The organism is Paenibacillus sp. SSG-1, assembly GCF_002224835.1.
Taxonomy (GTDB): Bacteria; Bacillota; Bacilli; order Paenibacillales; family Paenibacillaceae; genus Paenibacillus_AQ; species Paenibacillus_AQ favisporus.
The window spans coordinates 6,768,689-6,794,386 of sequence record NZ_MBRK01000001.1 but is presented as its reverse complement, the minus strand read 5'-3'; the positions used below and the strand labels follow the sequence as shown (position 1 = coordinate 6,794,386).

The window sequence follows — 25,698 nt, the reverse complement described above, 5'->3', positions numbered from 1 at the left end:
CCAGTGCGGGAGCGGCCGGCACCTGCACCGCCTGCGCCGGCTTCGCTTCCGGCGTAGGCGCCGCGCGCCCGCTTGGCCTCGCCGCGGGCGCCTCTGCCTTCACCGCCCGTGCGTGCGGGGCGGTCATCCCGGCGCGGGCGGCCTTCGCCGCGCCCGCCGTCTCTGCCGCCGCGTCCGCGGTCGTCACGCTCCGCATGGATGGAGCGCGCCTTGGTCCCTGCGGCAGTGATGCCGGCGCCCTTGTCATACCGGCGCCGTTCAATATTGTACTGGATGTGCTGCTCGATGTTTGCCAGCTCGCCTTTGTCTTTGGGGGCGACCAGCGTGATGGCCATGCCCTTTTCCCCGGCCCGGCCCGTACGGCCGATCCGGTGGATATAACTCTCCACGTCATGCGGAATATCGTAGTTAAACACGTGCGTGACGCCTTCCACGTCAAGCCCGCGGGCCGCCACGTCCGTCGCGACCAGCAGCTGCAGCTTCGCCTCGCGGAACCGCTTCATGACCGCTTCGCGCTTCGCCTGCGACAGGTCGCCGTGCAGCTCGTCCGAGTTGTAGCCTTGTTCGAGCAGCGCCTCGTTCAGCGTCGACGCCCGCCGCTTGGTGCGGCAGAATATGATCGCCAGAAACGGTCGGTACGTGTCGATCATGGACATCAGCGCCTCTTGCTTCGTCCGGTCCGTCACTTCCACGACGATCTGCCGGATATGGTCCAGCGGCACCGGCGATTTCTCCCCTTTGATCACTACGTCCTCCGCGTCCCGGGTATAGGCTGCCGCAAGCCGCTTGACCTCGGCAGGCATCGTGGCCGAGAACAGCATCGTCTGGCGCTTGTAGGGCAGCGCCTGAATCAGCGTCTCGACCTCGTCCAGGAAGCCCATGTGCAGCATTTGGTCGGCTTCGTCCAGCACGAGCATTTTGACGCGCCCGAGCTCCAGCGTACCGCGCCGGAGGTGATCCAGCAGCCGGCCCGGCGTTCCGATGATCAGCTGGCGTCCCCCTTCGAGCTTCCGCAGCTGCTTCTCGACGTCCTGTCCGCCGTAAACGGCCAGAATCCGGATATCGGTCCCTGCCGCCAGCTTGCGCGCCTCCTCGGTAATTTGCAGCGCCAGCTCGCGTGTAGGCGCAACGACAAGCGCCTGCGGGTACAGCTGTGTCGGGTCTATTTTTTGCAGCATCGGCAGCATAAAGGCCAGCGTCTTGCCGGTTCCTGTACGTGCCCTCGCAATCACGTCGCTACCTGCAAGCAGGAGCGGGATCGTCTCCGTTTGCACCGGTGTCGGGATGGCAATACCGTTCGCCCTCAGTGTATTGACCAATGATTCGTTAACGCCCAAACTTGAAAACTTCAACAAAAATGCACCTCATTCATTAAGTTCCGCCTTTAGCGGGATATATAGTGGATTAACTCGGTTCAGACGCTTGTACTTCTATATCTTAAAAAGGAGGACCGCCACGTGACCCGTGCAGGGCCGCCGGACTGACCTCCCTTAAAGGATGAAATGAAAAACGCATGAATAACAATGTATGGATCATAATGGCGGCAATACAGGCAGCTAAAACCTGCCGGATTTGAATATGGAAAACAGCAGCCACAGCACCATCAACAGCGCCACAATAAAACCGGTTCCGATCACCGGAAAATGCCACAGTACCGAAGATTGCTGATTCAGGGAAGAACCGATGATCAGCCCGACCATGATGATGCTGAAGGCAAGCAGCACGATGCTGAAAGACAGCCGGTTGCTGATCTGGTCGAGCTTCCTCATCAGGGCTTCCATCTCCGGAACGCTGATCTCAACCTTCAGCTTGCCCTTGCTGATTAACGATGAAATCTGCCTTGCCTGGTCCGGCAGGTCGAACAGCGCCCCCGCCAGCCCCGCCGCTCCGCCCAGCAGCTTCTTGCGCAGATTGCGGGTGCTGAAGCGGTCCTTGATCAGCTTCCGTCCAAACGGCTCCGCCATGTCGATGATGCTGAGCGTAGGGTCCAGCTTCTCGATGACGCCTTCCATCGTCAGCAGCGCCTTGCCGAGCAGCGTCAGATCAGGCGGAATCATCACTTTGTGACGCTGGGCGACCGCGAACAGATCGTTCAGCGCCGTCCCCATGCTGATTTCGGAAAAAGGAATATTATAGTACTGCTCCCGCAGACTGTTCAGATCCCTGCGCAGCTCGCGAATATCGCCGTCTTCCGGCATCATGCCCAGCCTCAGCACGGCGCGGACCATGCTGTCGGTGTTTTTCCGCATCAGGGCGATGATCAGCGAAGACAGATGATCCTTCATCTCCTCGCTAAGCCGTCCCACCATACCGAAATCCAGATAGGCAAGGCTGCCGTCCTTGCGCACGAGCAGATTGCCCGGATGCGGATCGGCGTGGAAAAAGCCTTCGATGAAAATCTGGTGCAGCATGCTCTCCACGAGCTTCTCGGCCGTTTCCTTCAAATCGTATCCCTTCGCCACAAGCTCCTCCTGATGGCTTAAAGAGATGCCCCGGACGTATTCCATCGTCATGACGCGTGAAGATGTATACTGCCAAAATATTCGCGGGATGCACACGGTATCATCGTTCTGAAACTGCAGTGCGATCTTTTCCGCGTTGCGGCCTTCCTGGGTATAATCCAGCTCAGCCCGCATGGAGCTCGCAAACTCTTCCACCAGGCGGGCGATCTGGTACTGCTTGACCCACACCCAGCGCTTCTCCGCTAGCGCGGTCAGGTCCCTGAGGATTTCCAGGTCTCTGACCACCATCTGCAGAGCGCCCGGACGCTGGACCTTAACCGCTACATCCTCGCCGGTCTTGAGCTTGGCGAGGTGAACCTGTCCAATGGAAGCAGCCGCGATCGGCGACTCCTCAAACCAGGAGAAAATATCCTCGATGGCATCGTCCAGCTCCTGCTCGATAATGCCCTTGGCCGACTCGGACGAGAAGGGCGGAACCTGATCCTGAAGCTTGATCAGCTCCTGGATTATCGGCTCCGGCAATAGGTCCGCCCGGGTGCTGGCCAGCTGACCCAGCTTGACGAATGTCGGCCCGAGGTCTTCCAGAACCAGCCGGATCCGTTCCCCCAGCGTCTTGCTCTGCGGCGTCTCATGGGTGATCCACCGTCTTGGGATAGACAGCATCTGGAACAGGCCCAGCTCCTCCACGATATAACCAAAGCCATGACGCATAAGCGCCATGGCGATCTCCCGGTAACGACCGGTATGTCTGATGCGCAGTGCCATCTTATTCCGCGGCCGGTCCGGAACGCTCTGCTTCGAGCTCCGCCACCCTCTTCTCCAATGTTGCAATGCGCTGTTCCAGACTGACGATATCCTGATCGGAAGGAACGTGAATGTCCGTTAATACACGCCGAACCTGGTCTTGAATCCACGTTTTAAATTGGGACTGCTCCTCCTCGCCGCGTTCCACCAGCCGGTTGACCAAATCTTTGGATTCCGACGGCGCCAGCTCGCCCCGTTTGACCAGATCGTCCACGATCTTCTCGACTTTCTCTTTGCTCACTATGGTAAGGCCCCATCCCAATGAAATTGCTTTTTTAAACAGATCACTCATGGTTATTCCTCCCAAAGCTATAGTCAATATATTATACCCCCAAATGATGGGTCATATAAACCCGGGAACCGCATTAACCCGGAAGATGCGCTGCCCACTGCGCTGCCTGCAGAATAAGCCGGCGGATCTGCGGATGGAGGAATGTCGGCTCGTGATGCCCCGGCATCAGAAAGGCGACTCTTCCCATACCGTAGCTATGCTTCCAGGCCGCCGGATGCCACGTTCCTTCCAGTTCGTATTCCAGCAGGACGGTTCTTTCGCCAAACGGGTCAAAATCAATCTGGTACGGCTCTTCGTCGAGTTCAAAAGGCTCGATGCCTTTCGTAACCTGGTCCTCTGCGCTCACCCGGAACGACAGCGGCTGGTACGGCGGATGACCGTTAAAACGGCCGCCGGCCAGCTGGGCCAGCTCATAGCGCCGGTTGCCGATAGACAGGCCGTTGTGGATGACAAGCAGGCCTCCTCCCTGGCTCACGTAAGACAGCAAACCCGCTGTCTGCTGCGGAGACACCTTCTCGTCCCACAAGTCGAAATAGCATATGCAAAGGTCAAACGGCTTCAAATGCTCCTCGAGCAGCAAATTTTTGTTTTCGCTGCATTGAACCGAAATGACATCGTTCAAAATATGGCTGATCTGCGCGTCTACCCCCTGCAAAGGGTGAAATTTCGGATGCGTGTAATCACCGAGTAAAATGCTTTTTTTCTTGTTCATTATGTTCCTCCTTGCTCGCTCTCGTTCCCTATAGCATTCCACACTTTCTGGAAAAAACCTTTAATTCCTTTCGTTTTGATGAAGGAAAAAGGGATGCAGCCAGCCGCATCCCCCGTCTGTATAGACATGTCCTTTCCTTCAATTTCGAACAAAATACCTTCCCAGTTCCACCATCATGCTGCCCATCCGCTCATCTTCCTCCGGCGAGCAGACGCGTTCGATGCCTTCTTCCCGCAGCGCCTGGGCCGTAATTTTGCCGACAGCCGCCGCGACCACCGGTCCGGAGAAAGCCGATACCAGCTTCAGGAGCTCACCCTTCGCCCGGGCGTACTCGATCAGGTTGCGCACCTGCGGCCCACTGGTGAACGCCACGGCGTCAAGCTCCGCCGCCGTAATTTCGGCGAGCAGCCGTGCAAGCTCCGCTTCCTCCGGAGCAATATGCTGATACGGCAGCACTTCCCGTACCTGGGCCCCCTGTTCCTGCAGCCAGGCCGTCAGCTTCGGGGCCGGATCGCCGTGCAGCTGTAGAATGACGTCCGCCCCTTGAAACGGATAAGACGCCAGCCCCCGGATCAGACCGGCCGTGCTCCCATCGTCGTCCCGTACGATCGGGATAAGCCCTCTCTTCTTCAGGGCATTCACCGTCTTGTACCCGCGGGCGGCAATGGACGAGCCCTGCAGCGCTTCGAGCAGTGCAGCGCCAGCCCCCATCTCCTCCGCCACCTGATCGATGGCGTCGAGCCCCATGCCCGTCGTCAATATGACCCAGGCGGGTGGATTGGCGATCCAGGCTTCAATATCCTTGCGCAGCTTCACATCGTCGAGGAATACCGTTCCCTGTGCGGGACGAATCAGCGGAATGCCTCCCATATTCTCCACAAGTTTGGCCATTTCGGCCGCTTTGCGGGGACCGGTTAACGCAATTTTTTTACCTGCCAAATTCCGAGCCATGCATCCTTCTCCTCATCAGGGTTCATGGAACCCGCCACTGTTTTATTAAACAGTATACTTGAAATTCCGCCCAAGGAGATGAAAAGATTCACAGACTTTTGACGGCAGCGGCGTTCTGGCGCTTGGCCAGGCGGTGCCTTTTACGCTGGTTATACAAGAATCGAACGACAAAAAAGGAAATGACGCCAAGCACCAGGCCGAACACCGACATGCCGATCAGCACGTGAAGACCGCCCTGCAGCAGATGCTTAAATATGGTAAAATCGCCGGACAGCAGGTTTCTCCAAGCATGCTCCTGGACCGGAATATCCACCATTTTTTTCGGGAAAAACCATTCTCCGATTTTCTTGGCAAAAGGGAGGAGGACGATAGGAAGGAAAGTGAGCTTGCCAATGACATTGCCTATAATAGCTGCCGGAAGCGAGCCGCCGGCCAACCTTACCGTAGGGTAAAAAATCAAATACACCAGAGATCCGGTGGAAATGACGATCATCTCGAGCCCGAACCCGAGTGCAAATCCGAGCGACACTTTGCGTGCTCCGCCCGGGGAACGGAACAGCTTGATCATGTTCAGCTTGATTTTCCGGTAAAACTTATGAAAAATGTTGTGCTTTCTCGATTTAGTTGTCATGTAATCACCCTTCAGGTATGCCTAGCAGGCAGGACATCCCCTTCAGCCGCAGGCTTCAGGGCCGCCCGTTCCTTCTATTGTATCACTTTTATCCCCTCTAATCTAACCGAAAGAGTCTGTTTTATTTTTATCGGCAGAAGGATCAGGTAGCGTCCTCCCGGGGTTCCTGCATCCGCGGTTTTCGATGGGGCCGATGGAACAAAAAGATGAAGAGCGGCAGCACGATGACAAACACCAGGGCCACGACCGTCCACTCCCTGTCGAACCGGAACACTTCGATCGAATTAGGATAGATCCAGAATGCTGTGACCGCGGCGAACAACCCGATGGGCGAGGTCATCATTTTTCCGGAAATCTGCGGGAACATTGTTTTTAATCCGTAACAAATGATGAACAAGCTGGTGGCGATATTCAGCAGAACCGCCGGAAACCAGAGGCCAACGAGCGGCATGTCGAACCGGTCGAGGAAATCCGTTATTTTAATCTGCCGGGACATTTCGTAAGACGGATACATCAGGCTTTCGGCAATGGGTATGCCTACCAGCAGCGAAATCATAATGACGATCAGCAGCAGCAGCCCTGTCGACAGGAGCAAAGCGTACATCCCGTCACGGATCCGGTAATCTTTGCTTGAGAAGATGAACGGGAGCGCCAAGATCTGGCCCAGATAAGAAAAGACGACCCAGCTCCCTTTGCCGACGCCCGCCCAATCGACATAAAAGTAAGGCTTGATATAGTTGAAATCAAAATCCTTGGCAACGATAAACGGTATGATGAGGACCACCGTTGTCATCATCGGCCCATACAGGTCGGCAATGCCCATCACCGTCTGCACGCCCCCTCTGGCAATAAAAATCACCGTCGCCGTAATCGCAATAGAAATGATGAAGATCGGCGTGAGCGGCAGCAGGACGACATTGGTAAAGTCGGCAACCATGCGGATATCCCTGGCCAGGATGATAAAGAAAAATATCAGGTACAGGATGGTAAGCACTCTTCCGATCACTTTATGCCGTCCGTTCAGCGATTGGAACAGGTCCTTCCCGGGGAACCGCTTGGCGCTTTTGGACAGCAGCAGAAACATCAGCGCAACGACGAGTCCTGCCGGAAAAAAGGACAGGTAGGCGTGCTGCTTGGCATAATTGGCCAGCTCACTCGGTACGTGGATTAATGTGGTGTTCAAAATATAGGTGATCCCGAGCATCCTAAACTGCCGGTTCGTCACTTTATTCACAGCCCTGCCTCCTTTATTGCGATTTCACATTCAAAAAGGAACGAATTTGTCGAGATAATGTCCCGCCAGTACCGATCCGTACACGACGTGGCCAAACTGCAGGCAGTAGGCCCATATTCCGAACCCGCCTGCGAGCAGAATATAGGCCAACCAGCGGTTAATCCCCGGAATTTCGCGCATGACCTTCCGATCGACCAGGATCACCAATATAGCGGCCAAGATATACAGCCCCAGAAGCTTAATCATTCCTGATTTCCTTTCTGCCGAAGGGCTTGCCGACGGCTCCGATATTCTCGATATGAAGCTCAGGTTTTACGATAACCCTGACCTCGGGATATGCTTTCTTCCAATTGCCCTTAAATCTCTGCCAAGCCTTAGGGTCATTCTCGTAGATCGACCTGCCGAATCCCAAAATATCCGAATTGTATTTATGCTGCAGAGAACGCATGGCGAGCTGCACTTTATCGACAATCTCCTCGCTGGCCCGGCGCTCCAGGTCCCGGAGGCTATGCTCATCGCTGATAATGCTGTTTGAATCATTTTCGTACACGGCGCCCTTGGCGTAAATTTCGATGGTCATCGTGATATCGTTGCCGCGGACAACCGGTTTCAGCTTGGCCTCATTTTCACTGAAACGGATGGAAATGTGGCCCTTGCCTCCGGGCCCGTCGACGATAATGTCCGGTGAGGGGGCCTGGTTCATGGCCAGATTGATGATTTTGCCTTCCTGCCCTTCCAGGGCTCCCACGAACTTGTCCTCGTCAAACAGGGCCAGGCCCGTAACCTGGATATTATTTTTGGAAGTGCCCACGCCCGGCGGCACCGCTTCTTGAATAGACAGGTACGGAAGAGCCACGTCCACGCCATCCGTCATGAGTGTGTTAACCAGCTGTTTCAGCGAATCGGGCCTTTTTGTGAATTCGTTGATCAGCTCCCGGATCATCTCGCTGGAGAATTGCTCCATCGGCGCTGCGGCGTCCAAAATTTTGTACGCCGATCCGCTTGTCACCGCCACCAGCGATGACAGGCGATTCTGAGGAATCCGGGCAAATTGGTCCAGCATCGGTGCAATGCCGTCCCTGGCGAAATCCTCGCCGATAAGCAGCACGCGCCGGTGGGAGAAGGAAAGGTTCCGGGAGTTGCCGGCCTGGATTTCCATGTTGGCGCTGCGCAGCGTAATGCCCGTTTTCGATTCCAGGTAGTAGGACTTTCCGCCGCTGGTGCCTCCGCCTCCGCCTTTGCTGCCTGCCCCGCCTAAATTCCCCGGCAGGGCGATCTGGAGGGCACTTCGGTACATCCCGTTTTCCTTGTCGACGGAAGATCCGATGACGAAGGCAACGTCGTTGATTTCTTTACGGTCCCAGCAGCCGGCCAGCGCGAGCGGGCTCAGGAGCAATAGACCGGCTACCGCCCATTTCTTGATCATGTCCATATCACCACACCTTGTTTGATTGCGGGGTACCGTTGATCTCCTTCTTCTCACGCACCCGGTCTTTCTTCGATGCCCAGGATGGGCGCCGCTTCATCTTCCACCATGGGGCGCGAACGAACACGTCCTTGTTATCCTGAACATGGAAAGGGCTGACGCCGGACATATACGGCACGCCAAAGGAGGTCAATTGGGTCACGTGGACCAGAATCCAGACCGTACCCAGCACGATGCCGAACAATCCGAGCACCCCGGCCAGAATCATCAGCGGAAACCGCAGCAGGCGGACCGTGATGGCCAGGTTGAACCGCGGAATCGTAAAGGAGGCGATCCCTGTCATCGACACGATAATGACCATCGGGGCCGATACGATGCCGGCCTCGACCGCTGCCTGACCGATAACGAGCGCCCCCAGGATGCTGACCGCCTGGCCGACGGTTTTCGGGAGCCTTACGCCAGCCTCGCGCAAGGCCTCAAAGGAAATCTCCATAATGAGCGCCTCGACGAGCGCAGGAAACGGTATTGCCTCCCGGGCAGCCGCGATGCTGAGCACCAGAGTCGAAGGAAGCATGTCCTGATGATAGGTCGTCGTAGCAATATACAATGCAGGTAAAAAGAGGGCGATAAACACGAATAAATACCGGATCCACCGGATGAAGTTCGTGATGAAGTACCGCTCGTAGTAGTCCTCGCTCGCCTGCATCAGTTGGAAAAAAGTCACCGGACCGATGAGAACGAACGGCGTACCGTCCGTGAATATGGCAAAACGTCCCTCCAGCAGCTGGGCCGCTGCGGTGTCGGGGCGCTCGGTGTACTGGAGCTGGGGAAAAGGCGAATACGGATGATCCTCGATCATTTCCTCGATATACCCGGATTCCAGTATTCCGTCGATTTCAATGTCCTTGAGCCGCTTCTCGACGTCCCGGATCATCTTGGGATTCGCCAGTCCCTCGATGTATGAAATGACCACATCCGTTTTGGTCTCTGTCCCGAGAACGATGCTCTTCATCTTCAGCCTCGGGGACTTAATTTTGAAACGCAGCAGCGCTGTATTGACGCGAAGCATCTCCGTGAATCCTTCGCGCGGCCCGCGGATGACCGCTTCGGTCTCCGGCTCGGATACGGTTCGGCGCAATCCGCCCTTTACATTGAACAGGTGGGCTTCCGAATACCCGTCCACCAGGATGACCGCGCTGGAATTCATCAGCCCCTCGATGACATCCCCCCACATGGTGGCGCTGTTGACCTGGGACAGGGATACGCGCGTATTTTCCAATGGTTCCAGATCAGGGTCTTGCTCCTTGCTCTCGTCCCCCTCATTCTTCAAGCGCACCAATCCCTGGATAATGGGCTGAATCATATGGATCTGGAGTTCTTCGGAGAACACGATCCCTTCCACATATACGAGCAGGCCCTCAACGCCCGGGGCAACCTCCATGCTCCGGTAGACCATGTCCGAGCAGTCATCGAAGATATCCTTCAGCATCTCTGTATTGACTTTCAGATCCTTCTGGATCGGCACTTTATCCAACGAAGGAGACGGCAGACCCAGTGCCCTGCCTGTTGGAAGGGCCATGCGCGGCTTATCCGGTGTTGCACCGCCTTTTTTCATCTCCACTAGTCACCTCGATTTCCGCTCCTTGCCAGCAAGAAGGAATTTAACCGTAGGTTGTGCCAGAATTGGATAAATTATGTGGATGGCTCGGGGAATGTACAAAAAAGGCGCCACCCGCTTGCAGCTTCGGGTGGCGCCTGCCTATTCATCGCCGTTAGATTTTAAATTGTGCAACCTGCTCGAGCAGCTGCTCAGCCAGCTTGTTCAGACTGGCCGCCGAAGAGGCAATCTCCTCAATGGAGGCAAGCTGTTCCTGGGCGGAAGCCGATACGGCCTGTGTGTTGCCTGCGGCTGCTTCGGAATACCCCTGAATGAGCCGAATCGACTGTTCGACGCTTTCGCCGCTCTGCGCAAGCGAGCGCGACGCCTCGGCGGCCGAGGCGATGTCCGCGCTGGCTCCTTTGACGGCCTTGCGGATCCGCGTGAACGACCGTCCTGTCAAATCCACCGCTTCGATGCCCTCGGACACCCTCGTCTTCGCGTCGTTCATGGCGGACAGAATCCGTGTCATCTCGCCCTTCATGCCGCTGACGAGCGCCTCGATCCGCTGGGCCGATTGCTCCGACTGCTCCGACAGTTTCCGCACCTCGATCGCGACGACCGCGAAGCCCCGTCCATGCTCTCCGGCCCTGGCCGCCTCGATCGACGCGTTCAGCGCCAAGAGATGGGTCTGCTGGGCAATGCCTGTGATCAAATTGACGATTTCGCCGATTTGGGCCGTACGCTCGTTCATCGTATCCACAATGCCGTCGAGATCGCTGACCGTCTCGTGGATGCTCTGGATTTTGTCCGTGACGCTGATCACGGCCGCGTTGCCTTCTTCCGCCGACTGGGTCGTCCGCTGCATCGTCTGCATGACATCGTCCATGTTGGCCCGAATCCGCTCGGACTCCTTGGACATGACCTCCATGCTCACCATGCTCCGCTCCACACTGCGAAGCTGCTGCTCACTTCCGGCGGCAACCTCCTGGATGGCTTCGGTCACATGCTCGATCGCTTTGGTCGTCTGATCAGCGCCTGCAGCCAGCCCCTTGGCGGACGCGTTCACGTGATCCGTGATTTCCTGGACACTGACGATCATCGTGCGGAGATTGTCCACCATCGTCTGGAAATGACGGCTGAGATTGCCGATCTCATCCCTCTTCGCCGTGTCCAGATCCTCCCGCAAATCCCCCTTGCTGATCCGCTCGGTCGCCAAGGTGAGCGCAGAAATCGGCTTAATGATCGAGCGGATATTGAACAGGATGATGGCCAGGGCGGCCAGAATGGATATCGAAATAACCAGGATCACCGTGTTGCGGATGCCGCTGACGGCACCGGCCACCTCTTTGTCGTACATCGTTCCGGCTATTTTCCACCCGGTGAGCTCGTTCGTCGTGAAGGACGCCCGCTTCTTCTCATTTTCGTATGTATAGCTGAATGTTCCTTCTTGGCCGGCAAACAGATGCTTGGTCACCACCTCTTCCGCGGGTTCCCCCGTCTTGTCCGGATGCACCACATAGTTTTTTGCCGTATCGACGATCACAATGTATCCGTCCTTGCCCAGCTTCATTTGGGTCAGGCTGCGAATCGTATCCAGATTGAGCTCGATCGACATGACGCCTTTGCCTGATGGGAGCATTTGGGCGATGGAAGCGGACATTTGGCCGTTGGCCGCTTTAAACACAGGCGAGATGGTCGCGCCCTTCCCCTGCTTGATCGCCCGGATATACCAGTCCTGCTTGCGGACGTCGTACCGTTCCGGCAGCGGGTCCTCGGAGGCCCGGACGAAATCGCCGCTATCCGTGCCCAGCAATATATCCTTGACCTCCTTATGCAGAATGAGATACTGCCTCAGCTGAGCCTTGAGCTCTCCTCCCTTGCCGGTGGGATCGCTTTCAGCACTGGCGACATAAGGCTGCTGAATCAGGTAAGCGAGATCATCCACCTTGGCCTGGATGTTCTGCGTGATGATCCGGTCAGCGGATTCGCTGCTCTCCAGAGCGTTGGTCATCAGCGTTCCCTCAATTTTCCCCTTGGCCGACTGGTAAGACAGCATTCCGATCATGACGCTGGGAATGATCAGCACGACGAGATACGATACCAGCAACTTTCGTTTAATGGACAGCGACATTCGTTTCACTAGCACTTTCCTTTCTACTGGGTAATCTGTATCTCCCACCCTCAAACTTGTTACTTGAGTCACGGTCTATATGAGCACATTATCATAGATTGTTCTCGCTCATCCCCATAACATTTCTACATATATCCATTTTCTTTAAAAATTTTGAACTTATCAATAGGTAATAAGAACTAGTAAGGGCATTTCTCAGGCGTCATTCATCCGAGAGAGTTCAAGGCATTTTCTCCGATGGATGCGCCGTTTTGCACAAAAAAACAGCCTGGTGCTTTGCACCCAGACTGCTTGCCGGCTTGCTGCTGATTATTGACTCCCGGTAAATAAAGTCATCGCTGTTTGCCTCTGAAGGCAGACTATCGTTTTAGCGCGTTCGTAATCCGTTCCTGCAGCGCCACGAGCTCTTCCCGAACGCGGGCGATCTCCTGGATTTTGACGTCCAGCAGGCCGATCTGCTTGGTAACCGCTTCTCCCATTTGCTCCAGCTCAGCCGTGCGCTGGTCGTCGTCGGACGAGGACGAAAACTTGCTGCGGTGGAGCTCCACCTGCTCATGAATCTGCAAATACTCTTGAATCTCCTGCAGAGAGAAGCCGAGCACCTTGCGGGCTAACACGATATTTTTCAAATGCTGCACGTCATCTTCTGTATATAAACGCATGCCTCCGTCCGAGCGCTCGGGTGATTTGATCAGGCCGATTTCCTCATAGTAGCGGATCGTGCGCTTGGTCAGGCCGGTTTCCTTCGCCACATCGTCAATTTTAAGCCAGTCCATTCCGTTCCTCCCATTCAAGGTTCTCCCCCAAGTATATCGTTCTCCCTAGCAGAATGCCAATGCGCAGACAGCGGCAGGCGGGGGACTCGGGGCAAATGAGAAAACAATCGAAACGCCGTCAGGCGCTCATGAATAGGGGGCAGAAAAGCACTAAACGCTGTCCTTCGGTTTTTCTCCGATCAAACCAAGCAAAAACATTTGGGAATAAGCAAACCCGCCATGAAGCTTCTGCACAATCGCGGGAACGGTCAGATCATGTTCCAGATACATCGAGAGGATGCGGTGCGTGAATTGTTTTTGATCCGTTAGAGAGAACTCCTGAAGCTGCTTTACAAAGTCCTTATCGATCTGCTCCCTCCCTCCTAAGTCCTGCTGCAGCCGATAACCCGCCACATACAAATCAGCCGCCGTTTCTTCGTCGGTTTTGCGGTGCTCGGCGACATAATCGGCAATCCAGTCCCTGACCAGGGTGGAAGTATCCTTATGATTATCCTTTGCCGCCTGCTGAAAGCTTTCTTTCAGCTCTTTCGGGAGACGGATATGCAAACTTGAATCCATTGGTCGTTCCTCCTATTTTGGCATCCATATACGTACGATTTTATACATAATGTATACACATTGTCAACACAAATGGCAAAAGCAGGGCAGCCAACCCTAAGATTGACTGCCTTGTCCAGCTGCATCGTAATTTAAGCCTGCTGCGCTTTGCGCTGCTCCAGCTCCTGAATGATTTCGGCGTATTTGCGGTCCGTCAAATTATAGAAGAAGATCAGGACCATCGCGCCCAGCGTCAGAATGGCCGGAGCCAGCGTGAGCGAAAAGGCGATGCCGTGCAGCGCGGTAACCGTCTGTGCCTGGTTAGCCACATACCCGGTCAGCGTAAGCAGAATACCAGAGAGCGAGCCGGCAAGCGCCGTCGCGACCTTCTGGGCGAAACTGAAGGAAGCGTAGCTGATACCTTCGGCCCGAACCCCGGTTTTCCATTCGCCGTAGTCAACCGAGTCTGCGGCCATCGTCCAGCCGACGACCCACGGCACGGTGAGAGTCAAGCCGATCAAAGCCGAGAAGATAAAGATCAGCGTAATGCTGCTGTAGCTCGTAAAGTACAGACACACGCTGCCGACGATCGTGATCAGAAAAGCAAGCTGAAGCGTGTTTTTCTTGCCGATTCTCTTTTCCACAAAAGGAACGCAGGCCATGCCGATCATGCCCATCAGAAGGACCACCGGGATGTAATACGCCGCAAGGTCCTCCCGGCCTACATTATATTTGAAATAATACGCCGGAATGGCGAAGAAAATCGTATTGGCTCCGCCGCTCAGCATCATCGCAAAGGACGAGAGCAGGAGCGGTCTGTTTTTCGCTAACGTTTTCAATCCGCCCTTGGTGCTGACTTCCTTCTGGATCGGAATCCGCTCCTGCGTGCTCTTGAAGCAGCCCAGCAGCAGCACGATCGCTACGATGGCATACAGCCCCACCGTGTATTGATAGCCTTTGGCGGTGTTGTCGCCGCCGAACCAGCTGGCCAGCGGGCTGGTGGCATACGATACGATGAGCGTCGCCACATTGGCGAAGATCATGCGGTATGTCATCAGCTTCGTGCGGTCTCTCTGATCCTGTGTAATGACAGGCGACATGGCCGAATAGGGAATGTTGACCAGGGAATACAGGAATCCGAGCAAAATATAAGTCACGTACGCATAAACCAGTTTACCGGTGTTCCCCATATCCGGCGTCGAGAAGCATAATACGAACATAACCGACAGCGGAATGCTGCCGAACAATAAATAAGGTCTGAAGCGTCCCCATCTTGAATTCGTTTTATCGACGATCATCCCGATGATCGGGTCAAAAATGGCATCCAAGAACCGGGCGACCAGAAACAGCGATGCGACGGCCGCCGGGCTGATGCCGTAGACATCCGTGTAGAAGAACATCAGGTATACCGACGTCATGCCCCACACGAAGTTGTTGGCCGCGTCGCCCAGCCCGTATCCCATCATTCTGAACGAGCTGAGCTTGCCGTACACTGATGCCGCTGATGTTTTAGCTCCCATGTGATTGCCCCACTTTCAAAAAGTCTTCATTCAGGATGTTTAGGTGAGCTCCTGATATATTCAATTATAGGAAACGCTTGATATCGCTTTCATCGCGTTTTTTGCTCAGAACCTTCACGTTTTTTGTTGAACCGGTCCGGCTGCATCCGGTCCCGGCGGCAGTTAGGGAAATCATGATACCCGAAATGCGCAAAAAATAAGGTACAGCCGTCCCAATGAACAGCTGTACCTTATAGAGTGAACGTTATGGGCTGTGCTTAAACCTTCGCCTGGTGAACCGAAGCAAGCAGCTCGTCGACCATCGATTCAGGCGAGCGCTCAATCAGCATTTCCTGCCCGTACAGCTGGATCAGCTTGATGAGCGGAAAGTCACCGAGAAGCTCAAGCGACTGTTCGTTTAGCGAAATCGGGTCGGAAATTTGCCCGTTCATACGTTCCATGAACCGCTCCAGCACTTCCCGGGACCGGGGCTCCGCCATCCAGTCGCAAAGGAGGCTGTACCGGTGCAGACTTGGACTCTGCTGCGCCTCAAAGGCCATGTCTACCCGTGCCGTCGCGCGGATATCCGCAGAGGAGCTGCCGGCCATGAGGGTGAACCAGCCGCTTTCCACCACCCATTGTCCCCGTTTGAGGTCATAGTAAGAGAAATCCCGCGGGGTCAGTGTAAAGACGGCAGTCTTCGTTTCCCCGGGCTCCAGCTGCAATTTGCAGAAGCCTTTCAGCTCCTTGACCGGCCGGATCAGGCGGCTCTCTTCGTCCTGAACATAGAGCTGGACGACTTCCTGACCCGAGCGGTCCCCCACGTTACGGATATCCACTTCGACCGTCGTCACCCCGCCGGCAGTGCGGGCGCGCAGGCCGCCGTACTCAAACGACGTGTAGGACAAGCCGTGGCCGAACGGGAACAGCGGCTCCAGCTCCTTTTTGTCGTAATAGCGGTAACCGGTAAAAATCCCTTCGCTGTACACCGCCTGCTGGTTGCCGTCGCCGAATGTAAGGTAGGACGGCGTGTCTGACAGCTTCACCGGGAATGTCTCGGACAGCTTGCCGGAAGGGTTCACCCGCCCGAACAAGATGTCCGCCACTGCCCGGCCGCTGCCCTGTCCGGACAGCCACATCTCCAGCACGGCCGGCACGCCGCCGATCCATTCCTGCATCGCCACCGCCGTACCGTTGCACAGGACGACGATGCAGTTCGGCTGAGCCGCGGCAACTTCCTGGATCAGCTTCACCTGGGCCGGCGGCAGGTCGATCGTCTTGCTGTCGTAACCTTCGGATTCCGTGCCTTCAGGCTGGCCGACGAAAAGGACAGCCGCTTCCGCCTGGCTGGCCAGCCGCACGCTCTCTTCGATCAGAGCGTCGTCCGGTTCGTTGTCGTTGCGGTACCCTTCCGCGTACGCCAGATGGCCCTCCCCGCCAACCATCGCCGCGATTTCATCGTACGGGATGTCTAGGCGGGTCGGCGTTACCCGTGCGCTGCCGCCGCCCTGGTAGCGCGGCTTCTTGGCCTTCTGGCCAATGACGGCCAGCCGGCGGAGCTTCCCGGCCGCAAGCGGCAGGAGGCCGTTCTCATTCTTCAGGAGAACGATGCTCTCCGCTGCGGCCCGGCGCGCCAGCTCATGGTGCGCGTCCACGTCCCAAGGCTGCCGCGCATCCTTGCTGCCTGCTGCGGCGGTGACCTTGGCAACCAGCTCCAGCATGCGCCGCACGGACGCATCCAGCACGCTCTCGTCCAGCTCGCCGCTCTGCACGGCGGAAACCAGCTTCACGGCGTTGTATTTCGCCGGCCCCGGCATTTCCAGGTCAAGCCCGGCTTGGAGGCTCTTCAGTCGGTCGTGGACCGCCGTCCAGTCCGACATGACGACCCCGTCATAGCCCCATTCCTCGCGCAGCACCTGGCGCAGCAGAAAATCATGCTCGCTGGTATAAGTACCATTCAGCAGGTTGTACGAGGTCATCACCGTCCAAGGATTCGCCTTCTTGACGATGATTTCAAACGCGGTCAAGTAGATTTCCCGCAGAGTGCGTTCATCCACAACGGAATTCGAAACCATCTTCTCGGTCTCCTGGTTGTTGCCGGCAAAATGCTTGACCGATGCGCCGACGCCCATGCGCTGCAGCCCGTTCACCATGGCCGCGCCCAGCTCCCCGGTCAGCACCGGGTCCTCGGAATAATACTCGAAGTTCCGTCCGCCAAGCGGAGAACGCTTCATATTGACGCCGGGTCCAAGCAGAATCTGCGTATCCAGCGCCAGACTTTCCCGGCCGAGGGCTTCGCCCACTTCCTCAATGAGCTTCGTGTTCCAGGTGGACCCCAGCGCCACGCCGGTCGGATAGCAGGTCGCCGGCATATTTTCCGAAAACAATCCCATTTCCTGCGTGCTTCCGGGCTTGCGGACGCCGTTGGTACCGTCAAACATCGTAATGGACGGAACGCCCGCCCGTTCAATCTCTTGCGTCTTCCACATGTCGGCCCCCGCGACGAGCGCCGCTTTCTCTTCCAGGGTCAGCGATTTCAGCAGCTTATCTATGGATGTATTCATGATGACTCATTCCTTTAATCATGGATTGTACATAGATTGAACTAAAGTTTTGCATGAAACTTCCTGTTATATTACGGTCCAATCGGGCCTATAACATTCATTTCTTTAGTTCACGCTATGTAGACGTTTGCAGAATCAACAAATGACTGCTTGTTCTCATTCTAACCCTGAAGCAAAAGCCCGTTCTTGTTCTCTTTTGCCTAAAAGCACCCCTTTTTTTGCGGTCATCCCCGGCTGCTGCAGGCATATCGCAAACAGCCCCGAATTTCCGTCCGGCACAGGAACGGGAAATTTCGGAGCTGTGTTCAATACTGTTTATGGAGCGTGATCAGCTGCACGCCGTGCGGCGGTACGGTGACCCGAACGGTATAGGAAGAAGCAGCCCGGATTTGGGAGACCTTCAAGTCAGGCCCGCTTTGGCGGCGCAGATAGGCAACCTCATCCTTACTGGGAAAGTCCGGCGCTCCCATCGCCTGCCATGCGTCAAACACCGATCCGTGCTCCCGGTCCAGGGTGTAATGCGACACCTTGTAATCTCCCTGCAAACCGCGAATGTCGAGGCTGACGTCCAGCGCCTCCTTGCTTTCAAACACGTCGTACCGGTTTTGCTCGCTGATGCCCGACCATTCGCCTTTGGCGTACAAGCTGTCCACATGTGTATAGTTGTACAGCAGCACCTGGATGTCTCCGTTCTCCTCGGTCGCGATATAATACGGACCCCTGGCCAAGATCCGGCGGCCGAGCTTGTTCAGCAGCGCAAAAGCGTAATAGGAGGGCTTCTTGAGCCCGTGCATGCTGATCAGCCCGAATCCGCCGTGAAACGGGCTGTCGCCCGCCCGCATCTCCTCAAAAATGTCGGTGAACGTCCAAAACCCGAGCGACTGCAGCAGGCCGATGGAATCCACCGCGTTTTTGATAATAAACGGCGCCATGAACATCGTGTCATGCAGCAGATTGTGCGGATACAAGGAAAAGTTCCATTCCGTCAGATGCAGCTCCAATGCCTCCGCCGGAGAATCGGCGATCCGTTCGCGGACTTTGTGGATCGTATCCACAAAAAATTCCGGCGGCTGTGTATGGGATAGACCACCGGAGTGCTCGTCCCCGGGCCAATATTCCGAATAGCTGTGGAAGGAAAAGAAATCGATATCCACCCGGTGCTCGTGGCAGTACTGCAGGAAGGTCTGAATCCAGTCCGTCTCCCACACGGTAATATAATTCAGCGCCGGCCCGCCGACCCGGAGATCCGGGGAGACCGACTTGATCGCCAGCGCGGTGGCGGCATAAAATTCGAAATATTCCTCCTTCGTCCCCGACCAGCAGATCTCGATGGCATCCGGCTCGTTCCACACTTCAAAGTACCACTGCCGCACCTCTTCCATGCCGTAGCGGTTGACCAGATGCCGGACAAACTGGCGGATGAGCTCCGACCACTTGGCCATATCCTTCGGCGGCGATATGTTCCCTTTCCACCAAAAGAGGGTCTCATCCGAACGCTTCAGCTTGCCGGGCATAAACCCGAGCTCAACGAAGGGACGTATCCCTTGACCCAGCAAAAAATCGTACAGCTCATCGGCATAGCTCCAATTGTACCGCGGAGTCCCGTCCCCCAATTCGTCGTAAATCATCATCTCGTCATTGAAAATGCCGTGGAACCGGATATGTTGAAACGGCTGCTCCGCCTGGATTTCCGCCAGCTGCTTCCGCCAGTCCTCTCGCAGCCCTTCGGCGGCCCTTCCCGCCGTCAGCAGCCGGTTCCAGTGAGGCTCGTACGATTCTCCGGGAGCGGCCGCATCCAGAACGAGGCTTTCCTCAACGCTCCGGGCAGGGGTGGGCGGCACGGACGGTGCCGCGGCTTCAACCTGCGGCAGATGCTGGTACAAGCCCTCCAGCACTTTTACCGTATCGACCTTGATGTAGGAGCCGCTCTCCGATGTATCCCTCGTAAAAGGAAGATGCTTGTCATCCGCTCCCCCAATCTGCCGCTCATGCTTCTGCCGGTACTCGGAAGGCGTCACGCCCATTTTTTCCTTAAAGCTCTTGTTAAACAGCTTTACATTGGCGAACCCGCAGTCCGCGGCGATGTCGATAATGTTGCTCGTCGTCTCCCTCAGCATCGTCTCCGCTTTTTCCAAACGGATGAGGGTCAAATATTTCTGAAAGGAGATGCCGATCTTGCTTTTGAAAAAGTGGGAGAAATAATAGAAGCTCAGATGCTCCTGTTCAGCCATCTGGTTCAGGTTGATTTTGTACATATAGTTCTCGTCCACGTATTGAATGATCCGGCGAAGGCGCTCGAGATCCACGTCGCTCGCATTCGCGCTGTCGTCCAGCCGCTCCGCGGTCGCGAAATATCGAACCAGCTGGCCCAGCAAGAGATGCAGATGCCCCATCACTTTGTCGCTGTAGCCGTCCTCCCGCTTGTTCAGCTCCCACATCATTTGGGCAAGGCCGGAGCGGATGGGCGCAAAGCGGGTTTCGTCCGCACCCCGGGCGTTCACGGAGCTGCAGTCGATCCGGTTTTTGGACTGCTGCGGCTGGGCCTGGACCGTCCCTGGATCGACCTGCAGGGTAAGCAGGACGTTGGCCTCGCCGGTCTTGTCGATTTTGTGCACGTCCATGCTGTTGATGACCAGCAGGTCCTCTTCCCGCAGAATCAGCCGCTCCTGGGCGACATGGATTTCCACCGAGCCTTTGAGGACGTAGATCAGCTCCAGCTCTTTATGCCAATGAAACGGAATATGGTCAATGCTGTTGATGAACAGCGTAAAAGGCATATGCTCATGGTGCTCGATAAACTCGTATCTGTGTTTCAATCCGATTTCCTCCACTTGGCTTTCTTGCCGCAACAGATTCAACGTAGAACTACTTTACAAGCTGCTCCGCCCGATGTAAAGCTGCAGCCCGGCGGGGGGCCCTTGGCGTATCTAGAGCATTCCCGTTATCCGGTTGCCATAGACGAGCGATATATTCTCGGTCTGGAGAAAAAAAGACCGCCCCCAGCGCGGTATCGGGATACCCGCTGCAGGACGGCCTTCGCCATGCCTTATTCGATCATTAGAAGTTCAAAATTTGTTCGATCCGTTCCAGCACGTCCGCCGATAGCTCAATGCCCGAGGCCTTCACGTTCTCGGTGACCTGCTCCGGACGGCTTGCGCCCACCAGCGCGCTTGCCACATTCGGCTGCCGCAGAATCCAGGCCAGGGCCAGCTGGCCTACCTTGATGTCCAGCTCGGCGGCAACCTTCTCCAACTGGCGCACCTTGGCGATCTTCTCTTCGCTGATGCGGTCTTCCTTCCAGCCGAGCTTGGCGGCGCGGCTGCCTTCCGGAGCCTGGCCGGGCGCCGTGTATTTGCCTGTCAGCAAGCCTTGCGCCAGCGGCGAGTAGACGACCTGGCCGATCCCCTTCGCTTCGCCGAGCGGAATAACCTCTTGCTCGATCTCCCGCTGGAACATATTGTACACCGGCTGGTTTACCACGATGCGGTCCAGCAGGTAGCGGTCAGCCGTGCCGAGCGCGGCCTCCATCTGCGCCGCGGTCCACATGCTGACGCCGACGTACAGCACCTTGCCCTGGCGAACCAGGTCATCCAGCGCCCGCAGCGTTTCGTCGATCGGCGTATCGGCATGATACCGGTGACAGTAGTACAGGTCCACATAGTCGTGGCCCAGCCGCTTCAGGCTGGCATCGCACTGCTCCATAATGTGCTTCCGCGACAGTCCCTGATCGTTGGGGCCGTCCCCCATTTTTCCGAACACCTTGGTTGCCAGCACGTAAGACTCCCGCGGGTACGCCTTCAGCGTCTGCCCCAACAGTTCCTCGGCCGCACCCCGCTCGTACACATTGGCCGTGTCAAAGAAATTTACGCCTTCGTCATAGGCCGTCCGGATCGCCAGAACCGCATTTTCGCGCTCCACGTATCCGCCGTAAGTCAGCCAGCTGCCCAGGCTGATTTCACTCACTTTCAGTCCGCTTCTTCCCAGTCTCCGGTATTTCATCGTTGTATCAGCGCCTCCTTGTTCATATCGGGATTCCCCAATTGGCCGCCCTAAGGCAAGTTTTCTGCCCGCCCGCAGGACGATTTAGGCTTTCCCTACTATATGTAAACAACCCCCGCAGGGAAGAAAAGCCGCCGCACGGGCAAGCTCGGTTTCTTTTTGGCGAAAAGTGGTAATAAATGAAATGAAAATACTTAGGAGGCTACGATGCTATGCAACCATCTGAACCGATATCCAATGAGCTGCCGCAGTACCCTGAATCTTTATGGAGAGCGACAACGGACCTCCCTTCCTTTCCGCGTCTGACGGAAGACATCAAGGTGGACGTTGCTATCGTAGGCGCGGGAATTGCGGGCATTACGACCGGGTACTTGCTTGCCCGGGAAGGGCTGAAGGTCGCCCTGGTCGAAGCGGGGAACGTACTGAACGGCACCACCGCACATACGACCGCCAAAATTACAGCCCAGCACGGTATGCTGTACGATGAACTGCTGAGCCATTTCGGGCAGGAACGGGCAACCATGTATTATCAGGCCAACCGGGATGCGCTTCAATTCATCCGGGATACGGCGTCCAAGCTGAATATCGACTGCGGTCTCCATGAAGAAGACGCCTATGTATATATGGAGAAGGATAAGGATCTCAATAAGCTGGAGAAGGAATTTGAGGCTTATGAAAAGCTGGGCATCCCCGGCGAATGGGTGAACAAGCTGCCGATTCCTCAGTTCGCATCGGGTGCCATCAAGCTGCCGGGACAAGCCCGGTTCCATCCGCTGCATTATTTGCGGCGCCTGCTGGAAGAGTTCGTGAAGGCTGGCGGACAAGTGTATGAGAATACGACGGTCCATAAGGTGGACAAGGAGGGACCGTTAACGGTCGTCACCTACCGCGGAAGCCACAAGATTCAATGCAGCCATGTCGTCGCCGCTACCCACTTCCCGTTCCTCGATGAAGGCGGCTTTTATTTCGCGCGGCTGCATGCCGACCGCTCGTATGCGCTGGCTATGAAGCCGGAAACGGCGTTTGCCGGCGGCATGTATATCAGTGCGGACAAGCCGACGCGCTCGCTGCGGGCCGCCTCCTGGAACGGTGAAGAGGTGGTCATCGTCGGCGGCGAAGGGCATAAAACCGGGCAGCATATGTGCACCTTCTCCTACTATGAGGCGCTCGAAGCCTATGGCGGCAAGCTGCTGGGCAGCAAAGGCATTCCTTTCCGCTGGTCCACCCAGGATCTGGTCACCATTGACAAGGTGCCGTACATCGGACAAATTACGTCCAAGGACGAAGGGATCTACGTGGCAACCGGCTTCAACAAATGGGGCATGACCAGCGGTACCCTCGCCGGGCGGATGTTATCGGATCAAATCATCGGCAGGGACAATCCGTACAGCGAGCTGTACACGCCGTCCCGTTTCCTCGCCGACCCGTCGATTATGAACCTGGTGAAGGAAAATGCCGATGTGGCTGGAGAGCTGATTTCCGGCAAAGTCGGCCTCGTCCACACCCGGATTGAAGACCTGAATCCTGACGAAGGCGCCGTCGTCCGCCATAACGGAAAAAAAGCCGGCGCTTATAAAGACCCGGAGGGCAATCTTCATCTGGTGGATAACACGTGTACGCATATGGGCTGCGAGACCGAGTGGAACGCGGCGGAGCGGACCTGGGACTGCCCTTGCCATGGCTCCCGGTTTTCCTATGACGGGGTCGTGTTTGAAGGACCGGCTATCAAGCCGCTTGAGAAACTGGATGCACACGAGTAGACTGAATTAAGGAACGATACCACAATCGGAGGCGATTCCTTATGATAGTCATCACCAATACGATTTTGATCAAGGAAGGGCACGGACAAGCCGTGGCCGAGCGTTTTGCGAATGCCAAGGGCGTGCAGGACATGCCGGGCTTTGTCCGGATGGAGGTATGGCTGGGCAAGAGCAAGGAGACGGAAGCCGAGGAACTGAAGGTGTCCACCGTCTGGGAAGACGAGGCGTCGTTTAAAAACTGGACGCAGAGCGAGTCCTTCCGCGCTTCTCACCGCGGGGCCGGAGGCAGCAAGGACATCCTTCTCGGCTCTACGCTGAACCAGTATGAGCTCGTCGTCAGCCCCTTGAACGCAGCGGAATAAGCAGTATGCTGTAGTGCAGGCGGGTTTTGCCCGACAACCAAAAAAGGATAGGTTCGAGAGATCCGAAGGGTCTGCCGAGCCTATCCTTTATTATTTTATAAGATGTTGTTGATCCAACTCTGACCCCGCGGCAGCCGGTTCCGACTGACATCAGGCGATGCCCGCCTCGGCTCCCGCTTCCTCCACCTGAAGCCGGTATGCATACAGCGACTCGTCGATAATGGCGCTCATCATGGGCAGATCCGCTTCGGGAATCAGCTCCAGCGCATAGTTCCATGCGTTCTCTTCAATCTGCAGCGCCACGCGCATCCGCTGTTCCTCAGTAAGATTCATGTCTTCCAGCGATTCGGAGAGCGCAGGCAGCTCCGGATCCGCGGCATGCCCCAGCTCATGGGCCAAGACAATCGTAAAATACTCCTCCACCCGGTCCAATGATCCGAACATCTGCATGCATTGTTCCTCGATCACACCGGTATACATCGTGATCCGCTTGGAAACCATCCCGTACTTGCCGCCGATCAGGCGTCCATCCCGGGACCGTGTTCTCAGTCGGACCTGAACGCCCAGTCCCGACCGTCCGACCAGCTCACGGATGATTTCGTTCAAATATATGGTGTTCAACGCTCTATCTTTATCCCCTTTAATGTCAAATAACCTAATAAATCATTATACGACGCAGCAGGCGAAAAGCAACAAGCAATCAAGCACTTTTTTCGGGTTTGCAGGGTGTCGGAGTCGATCAGCTAATGGTGAAATGGGCATCCCGCTTGTTTCGGCGTAGCGTTTGACGCCTCTCTCTTAAAGAAGTTTGGCGTCTTGACCGTGTTGTCATACGAATGGTGAAAAATATGGGTCGTCGCCGGCGATAACGGCGGGATCAACCACGTCCAGTTCCCGGTGACCTCTCTGCCGCTCCTGGCTTCCCGCTCTTCAAACAGCCGGAACTGGGAAGCCGCCGTATGGTGATCCACCATGCTGACCCCCGCCTGCTTGTAGGAATGCAGCACGGCGACGTTCATCTCGACGAGTGCGCGGTCCCGCCAGAGCGAGGTTTCGCTCGCTGTGGACAAGCCCATCAGCTCCGCCACCCGCGGCAGCATGTTATACCGCTGTTCATCGGCGAAATTTCGCGCACCGACCTCGGTCACCATGTACCAACCGTTAAACGGAGCGGCCGTATAGCGGATGCCGCCGATCACGAGTTCCATATCGGAAATGATCGGCACGGCGTACCAGCGCAGGCCCAGCTCGGCGAAGGCGGGCATATCCGGATGCGTGATCGGCACTTCCATGACCAGCTCCGGCGGAATGGGATGCAGCTCAGGCCCGCCTTTCCCGCCTTGAATGACAAGAGGAAGGACGTCGTAGGGCGTCCCTTCTCCCGTCCAGCCCAGCTTCTTGCACAGCCTCGTAAACAGAACGGAAGCCGGATCACCGGTGACCGTCCCGCCGTTTTCGTACCCCGCATAGCGGATCAGCTGGTGGTTCAGGATGCGGATATCGCTCATGCCGGGTACCGACGGCCTAAATACCGTGATCGTCGGCACGATTTTGCCGCCGCCCGTGCCGCGTTCGATATGGCGCAGCAGCGCCTCGGCAATGTCGCCGGGCCGCTCAAGGCCCCGCTCATCGATGACCTGCATCGAGTCCCAGAACAGGCGGCCGATGCAGCGGTTGCTGTTGCGCCATGCCATTTTTGCCCCGTGAACCAGTTCCTCGTACGTATGCTCATACGTTCCGGTCTCTTCAATGCTGGCCCTGATTTCCGCCAGCCTCCGGACGGTCTCGGCTTCCGTCTTGCCAAGCTCCTGATAACACAATAATATATATTCTTCCGCATCACTCTGCAGAACGTCATACACCTTCATGCCGCGTTCACCTCGTCGTTCGTAAAAAGGGTCTGTCTCTCCCTATTATAAGCCAGACGCTGAAGCCACAGCCGTGTAAGGCTTGAGCAA

The 25,698-nt window shown here is 56.2% G+C and carries 21 protein-coding genes; 2 read left to right on the top strand and 19 right to left on the bottom strand.

Features of this window, described 5'->3' with window-relative positions:
* The 17 genes from BCV73_RS30905 to BCV73_RS30825 all read right to left on the bottom strand — a co-directional run.
* On the bottom strand, positions 1–1,352 hold a 1,352-nt coding region (locus BCV73_RS30905), incomplete at its 3' end, for a DEAD/DEAH box helicase (protein ID WP_481855814.1).
* A gap of 204 nt (positions 1,353–1,556) precedes the next feature.
* Entirely contained in the window at positions 1,557–3,227 is a 1,671-nt protein-coding gene (locus BCV73_RS30900) for an ABC1 kinase family protein (RefSeq protein WP_089549681.1), read from the bottom strand.
* Between the two features lies 1 nt (position 3,228).
* Entirely contained in the window at positions 3,229–3,558 is a 330-nt protein-coding gene (locus BCV73_RS30895; protein ID WP_076171846.1) for a phasin family protein, read from the bottom strand.
* Between the two features lie 73 nt (positions 3,559–3,631).
* Positions 3,632–4,270 (bottom strand): ThuA domain-containing protein, encoded by a 639-nt coding sequence (locus BCV73_RS30890; RefSeq protein WP_076171848.1) that lies wholly within the window; start codon positions 4,268–4,270, stop codon positions 3,632–3,634.
* Positions 4,271–4,408: 138 nt separating this feature from the next.
* A complete protein-coding gene (locus tag BCV73_RS30885; protein ID WP_089549680.1) occupies positions 4,409–5,221 on the bottom strand; it encodes a uroporphyrinogen-III synthase in 813 nt (270 codons plus the stop codon).
* Between the two features lie 88 nt (positions 5,222–5,309).
* Positions 5,310–5,852: a DUF2062 domain-containing protein gene (locus BCV73_RS30880; RefSeq protein WP_076171852.1), complete on the bottom strand. Its 543-nt coding sequence runs from the start codon at positions 5,850–5,852 to the stop codon at positions 5,310–5,312.
* A 142-nt stretch (positions 5,853–5,994) separates the two neighbouring features.
* Positions 5,995–7,086 (bottom strand): GerAB/ArcD/ProY family transporter, encoded by a 1,092-nt coding sequence (locus BCV73_RS30875; protein ID WP_089549679.1) that lies wholly within the window; start codon positions 7,084–7,086, stop codon positions 5,995–5,997.
* 30 nt (positions 7,087–7,116) lie between these two features.
* Positions 7,117–7,332 carry a hypothetical protein gene (locus BCV73_RS30870; protein ID WP_089549678.1) on the bottom strand — a complete coding sequence of 72 codons (216 nt, stop codon included), beginning with the start codon at positions 7,330–7,332 and terminating at the stop codon, positions 7,117–7,119.
* Positions 7,325–8,512 (bottom strand): Ger(x)C family spore germination protein, encoded by a 1,188-nt coding sequence (locus BCV73_RS30865; protein WP_076172527.1) that lies wholly within the window; start codon positions 8,510–8,512, stop codon positions 7,325–7,327. The genes BCV73_RS30870 and BCV73_RS30865 overlap by 8 nt, the downstream gene beginning before the upstream one ends.
* A gap of 7 nt (positions 8,513–8,519) precedes the next feature.
* A complete protein-coding gene (locus BCV73_RS30860; RefSeq protein WP_076172530.1) occupies positions 8,520–10,091 on the bottom strand; it encodes a spore germination protein in 1,572 nt (523 codons plus the stop codon).
* Positions 10,092–10,284: 193 nt separating this feature from the next.
* Complete coding sequence (locus BCV73_RS30855; RefSeq protein ID WP_089549676.1) at positions 10,285–12,243, bottom strand: methyl-accepting chemotaxis protein; 1,959 nt, start codon at positions 12,241–12,243, stop codon at positions 10,285–10,287.
* 359 nt (positions 12,244–12,602) lie between these two features.
* A complete protein-coding gene (locus tag BCV73_RS30850; protein WP_076171861.1) occupies positions 12,603–13,019 on the bottom strand; it encodes a MerR family transcriptional regulator in 417 nt (138 codons plus the stop codon).
* Positions 13,020–13,169: 150 nt separating this feature from the next.
* Entirely contained in the window at positions 13,170–13,577 is a 408-nt protein-coding gene (locus BCV73_RS30845) for a ribbon-helix-helix protein, CopG family (RefSeq protein WP_089549675.1), read from the bottom strand.
* A 131-nt stretch (positions 13,578–13,708) separates the two neighbouring features.
* Positions 13,709–15,076 carry a glycoside-pentoside-hexuronide (GPH):cation symporter gene (locus BCV73_RS30840; RefSeq protein WP_076171865.1) on the bottom strand — a complete coding sequence of 456 codons (1,368 nt, stop codon included), beginning with the start codon at positions 15,074–15,076 and terminating at the stop codon, positions 13,709–13,711.
* Positions 15,077–15,333: 257 nt separating this feature from the next.
* Positions 15,334–17,619, bottom strand: a complete 2,286-nt coding sequence (locus BCV73_RS30835; RefSeq protein ID WP_089549674.1) for a beta-glucosidase family protein — start codon at positions 17,617–17,619, stop codon at positions 15,334–15,336.
* A gap of 305 nt (positions 17,620–17,924) precedes the next feature.
* Positions 17,925–20,435: a GH39 family glycosyl hydrolase gene (locus BCV73_RS30830; RefSeq protein WP_089549673.1), complete on the bottom strand. Its 2,511-nt coding sequence runs from the start codon at positions 20,433–20,435 to the stop codon at positions 17,925–17,927.
* 241 nt (positions 20,436–20,676) lie between these two features.
* Positions 20,677–21,618 (bottom strand): aldo/keto reductase family protein, encoded by a 942-nt coding sequence (locus tag BCV73_RS30825; RefSeq protein ID WP_089549672.1) that lies wholly within the window; start codon positions 21,616–21,618, stop codon positions 20,677–20,679.
* A 212-nt stretch (positions 21,619–21,830) separates the two neighbouring features.
* Here BCV73_RS30825 and BCV73_RS30820 point away from each other — a divergent pair, with 212 nt between their 5' ends.
* Positions 21,831–23,378, top strand: coding sequence for an FAD-dependent oxidoreductase (locus tag BCV73_RS30820; protein ID WP_089549671.1), 1,548 nt, complete (start codon positions 21,831–21,833; stop codon positions 23,376–23,378).
* A 41-nt stretch (positions 23,379–23,419) separates the two neighbouring features.
* A complete protein-coding gene (locus tag BCV73_RS30815) occupies positions 23,420–23,740 on the top strand; it encodes an antibiotic biosynthesis monooxygenase (RefSeq protein ID WP_089549670.1) in 321 nt (106 codons plus the stop codon).
* 150 nt (positions 23,741–23,890) lie between these two features.
* On the opposite strand, the gene BCV73_RS30810 is transcribed toward BCV73_RS30815, so the two are convergent.
* Together BCV73_RS30810 and BCV73_RS30805 are read right to left on the bottom strand one after the other, a co-directional pair.
* A complete protein-coding gene (locus BCV73_RS30810; RefSeq protein WP_076171877.1) occupies positions 23,891–24,361 on the bottom strand; it encodes a hypothetical protein in 471 nt (156 codons plus the stop codon).
* Positions 24,362–24,483: 122 nt separating this feature from the next.
* Entirely contained in the window at positions 24,484–25,608 is a 1,125-nt protein-coding gene (locus tag BCV73_RS30805) for a nitric oxide synthase oxygenase (RefSeq protein ID WP_076171878.1), read from the bottom strand.
* Between the last annotated feature and the right edge of the window lie 90 nt (positions 25,609–25,698).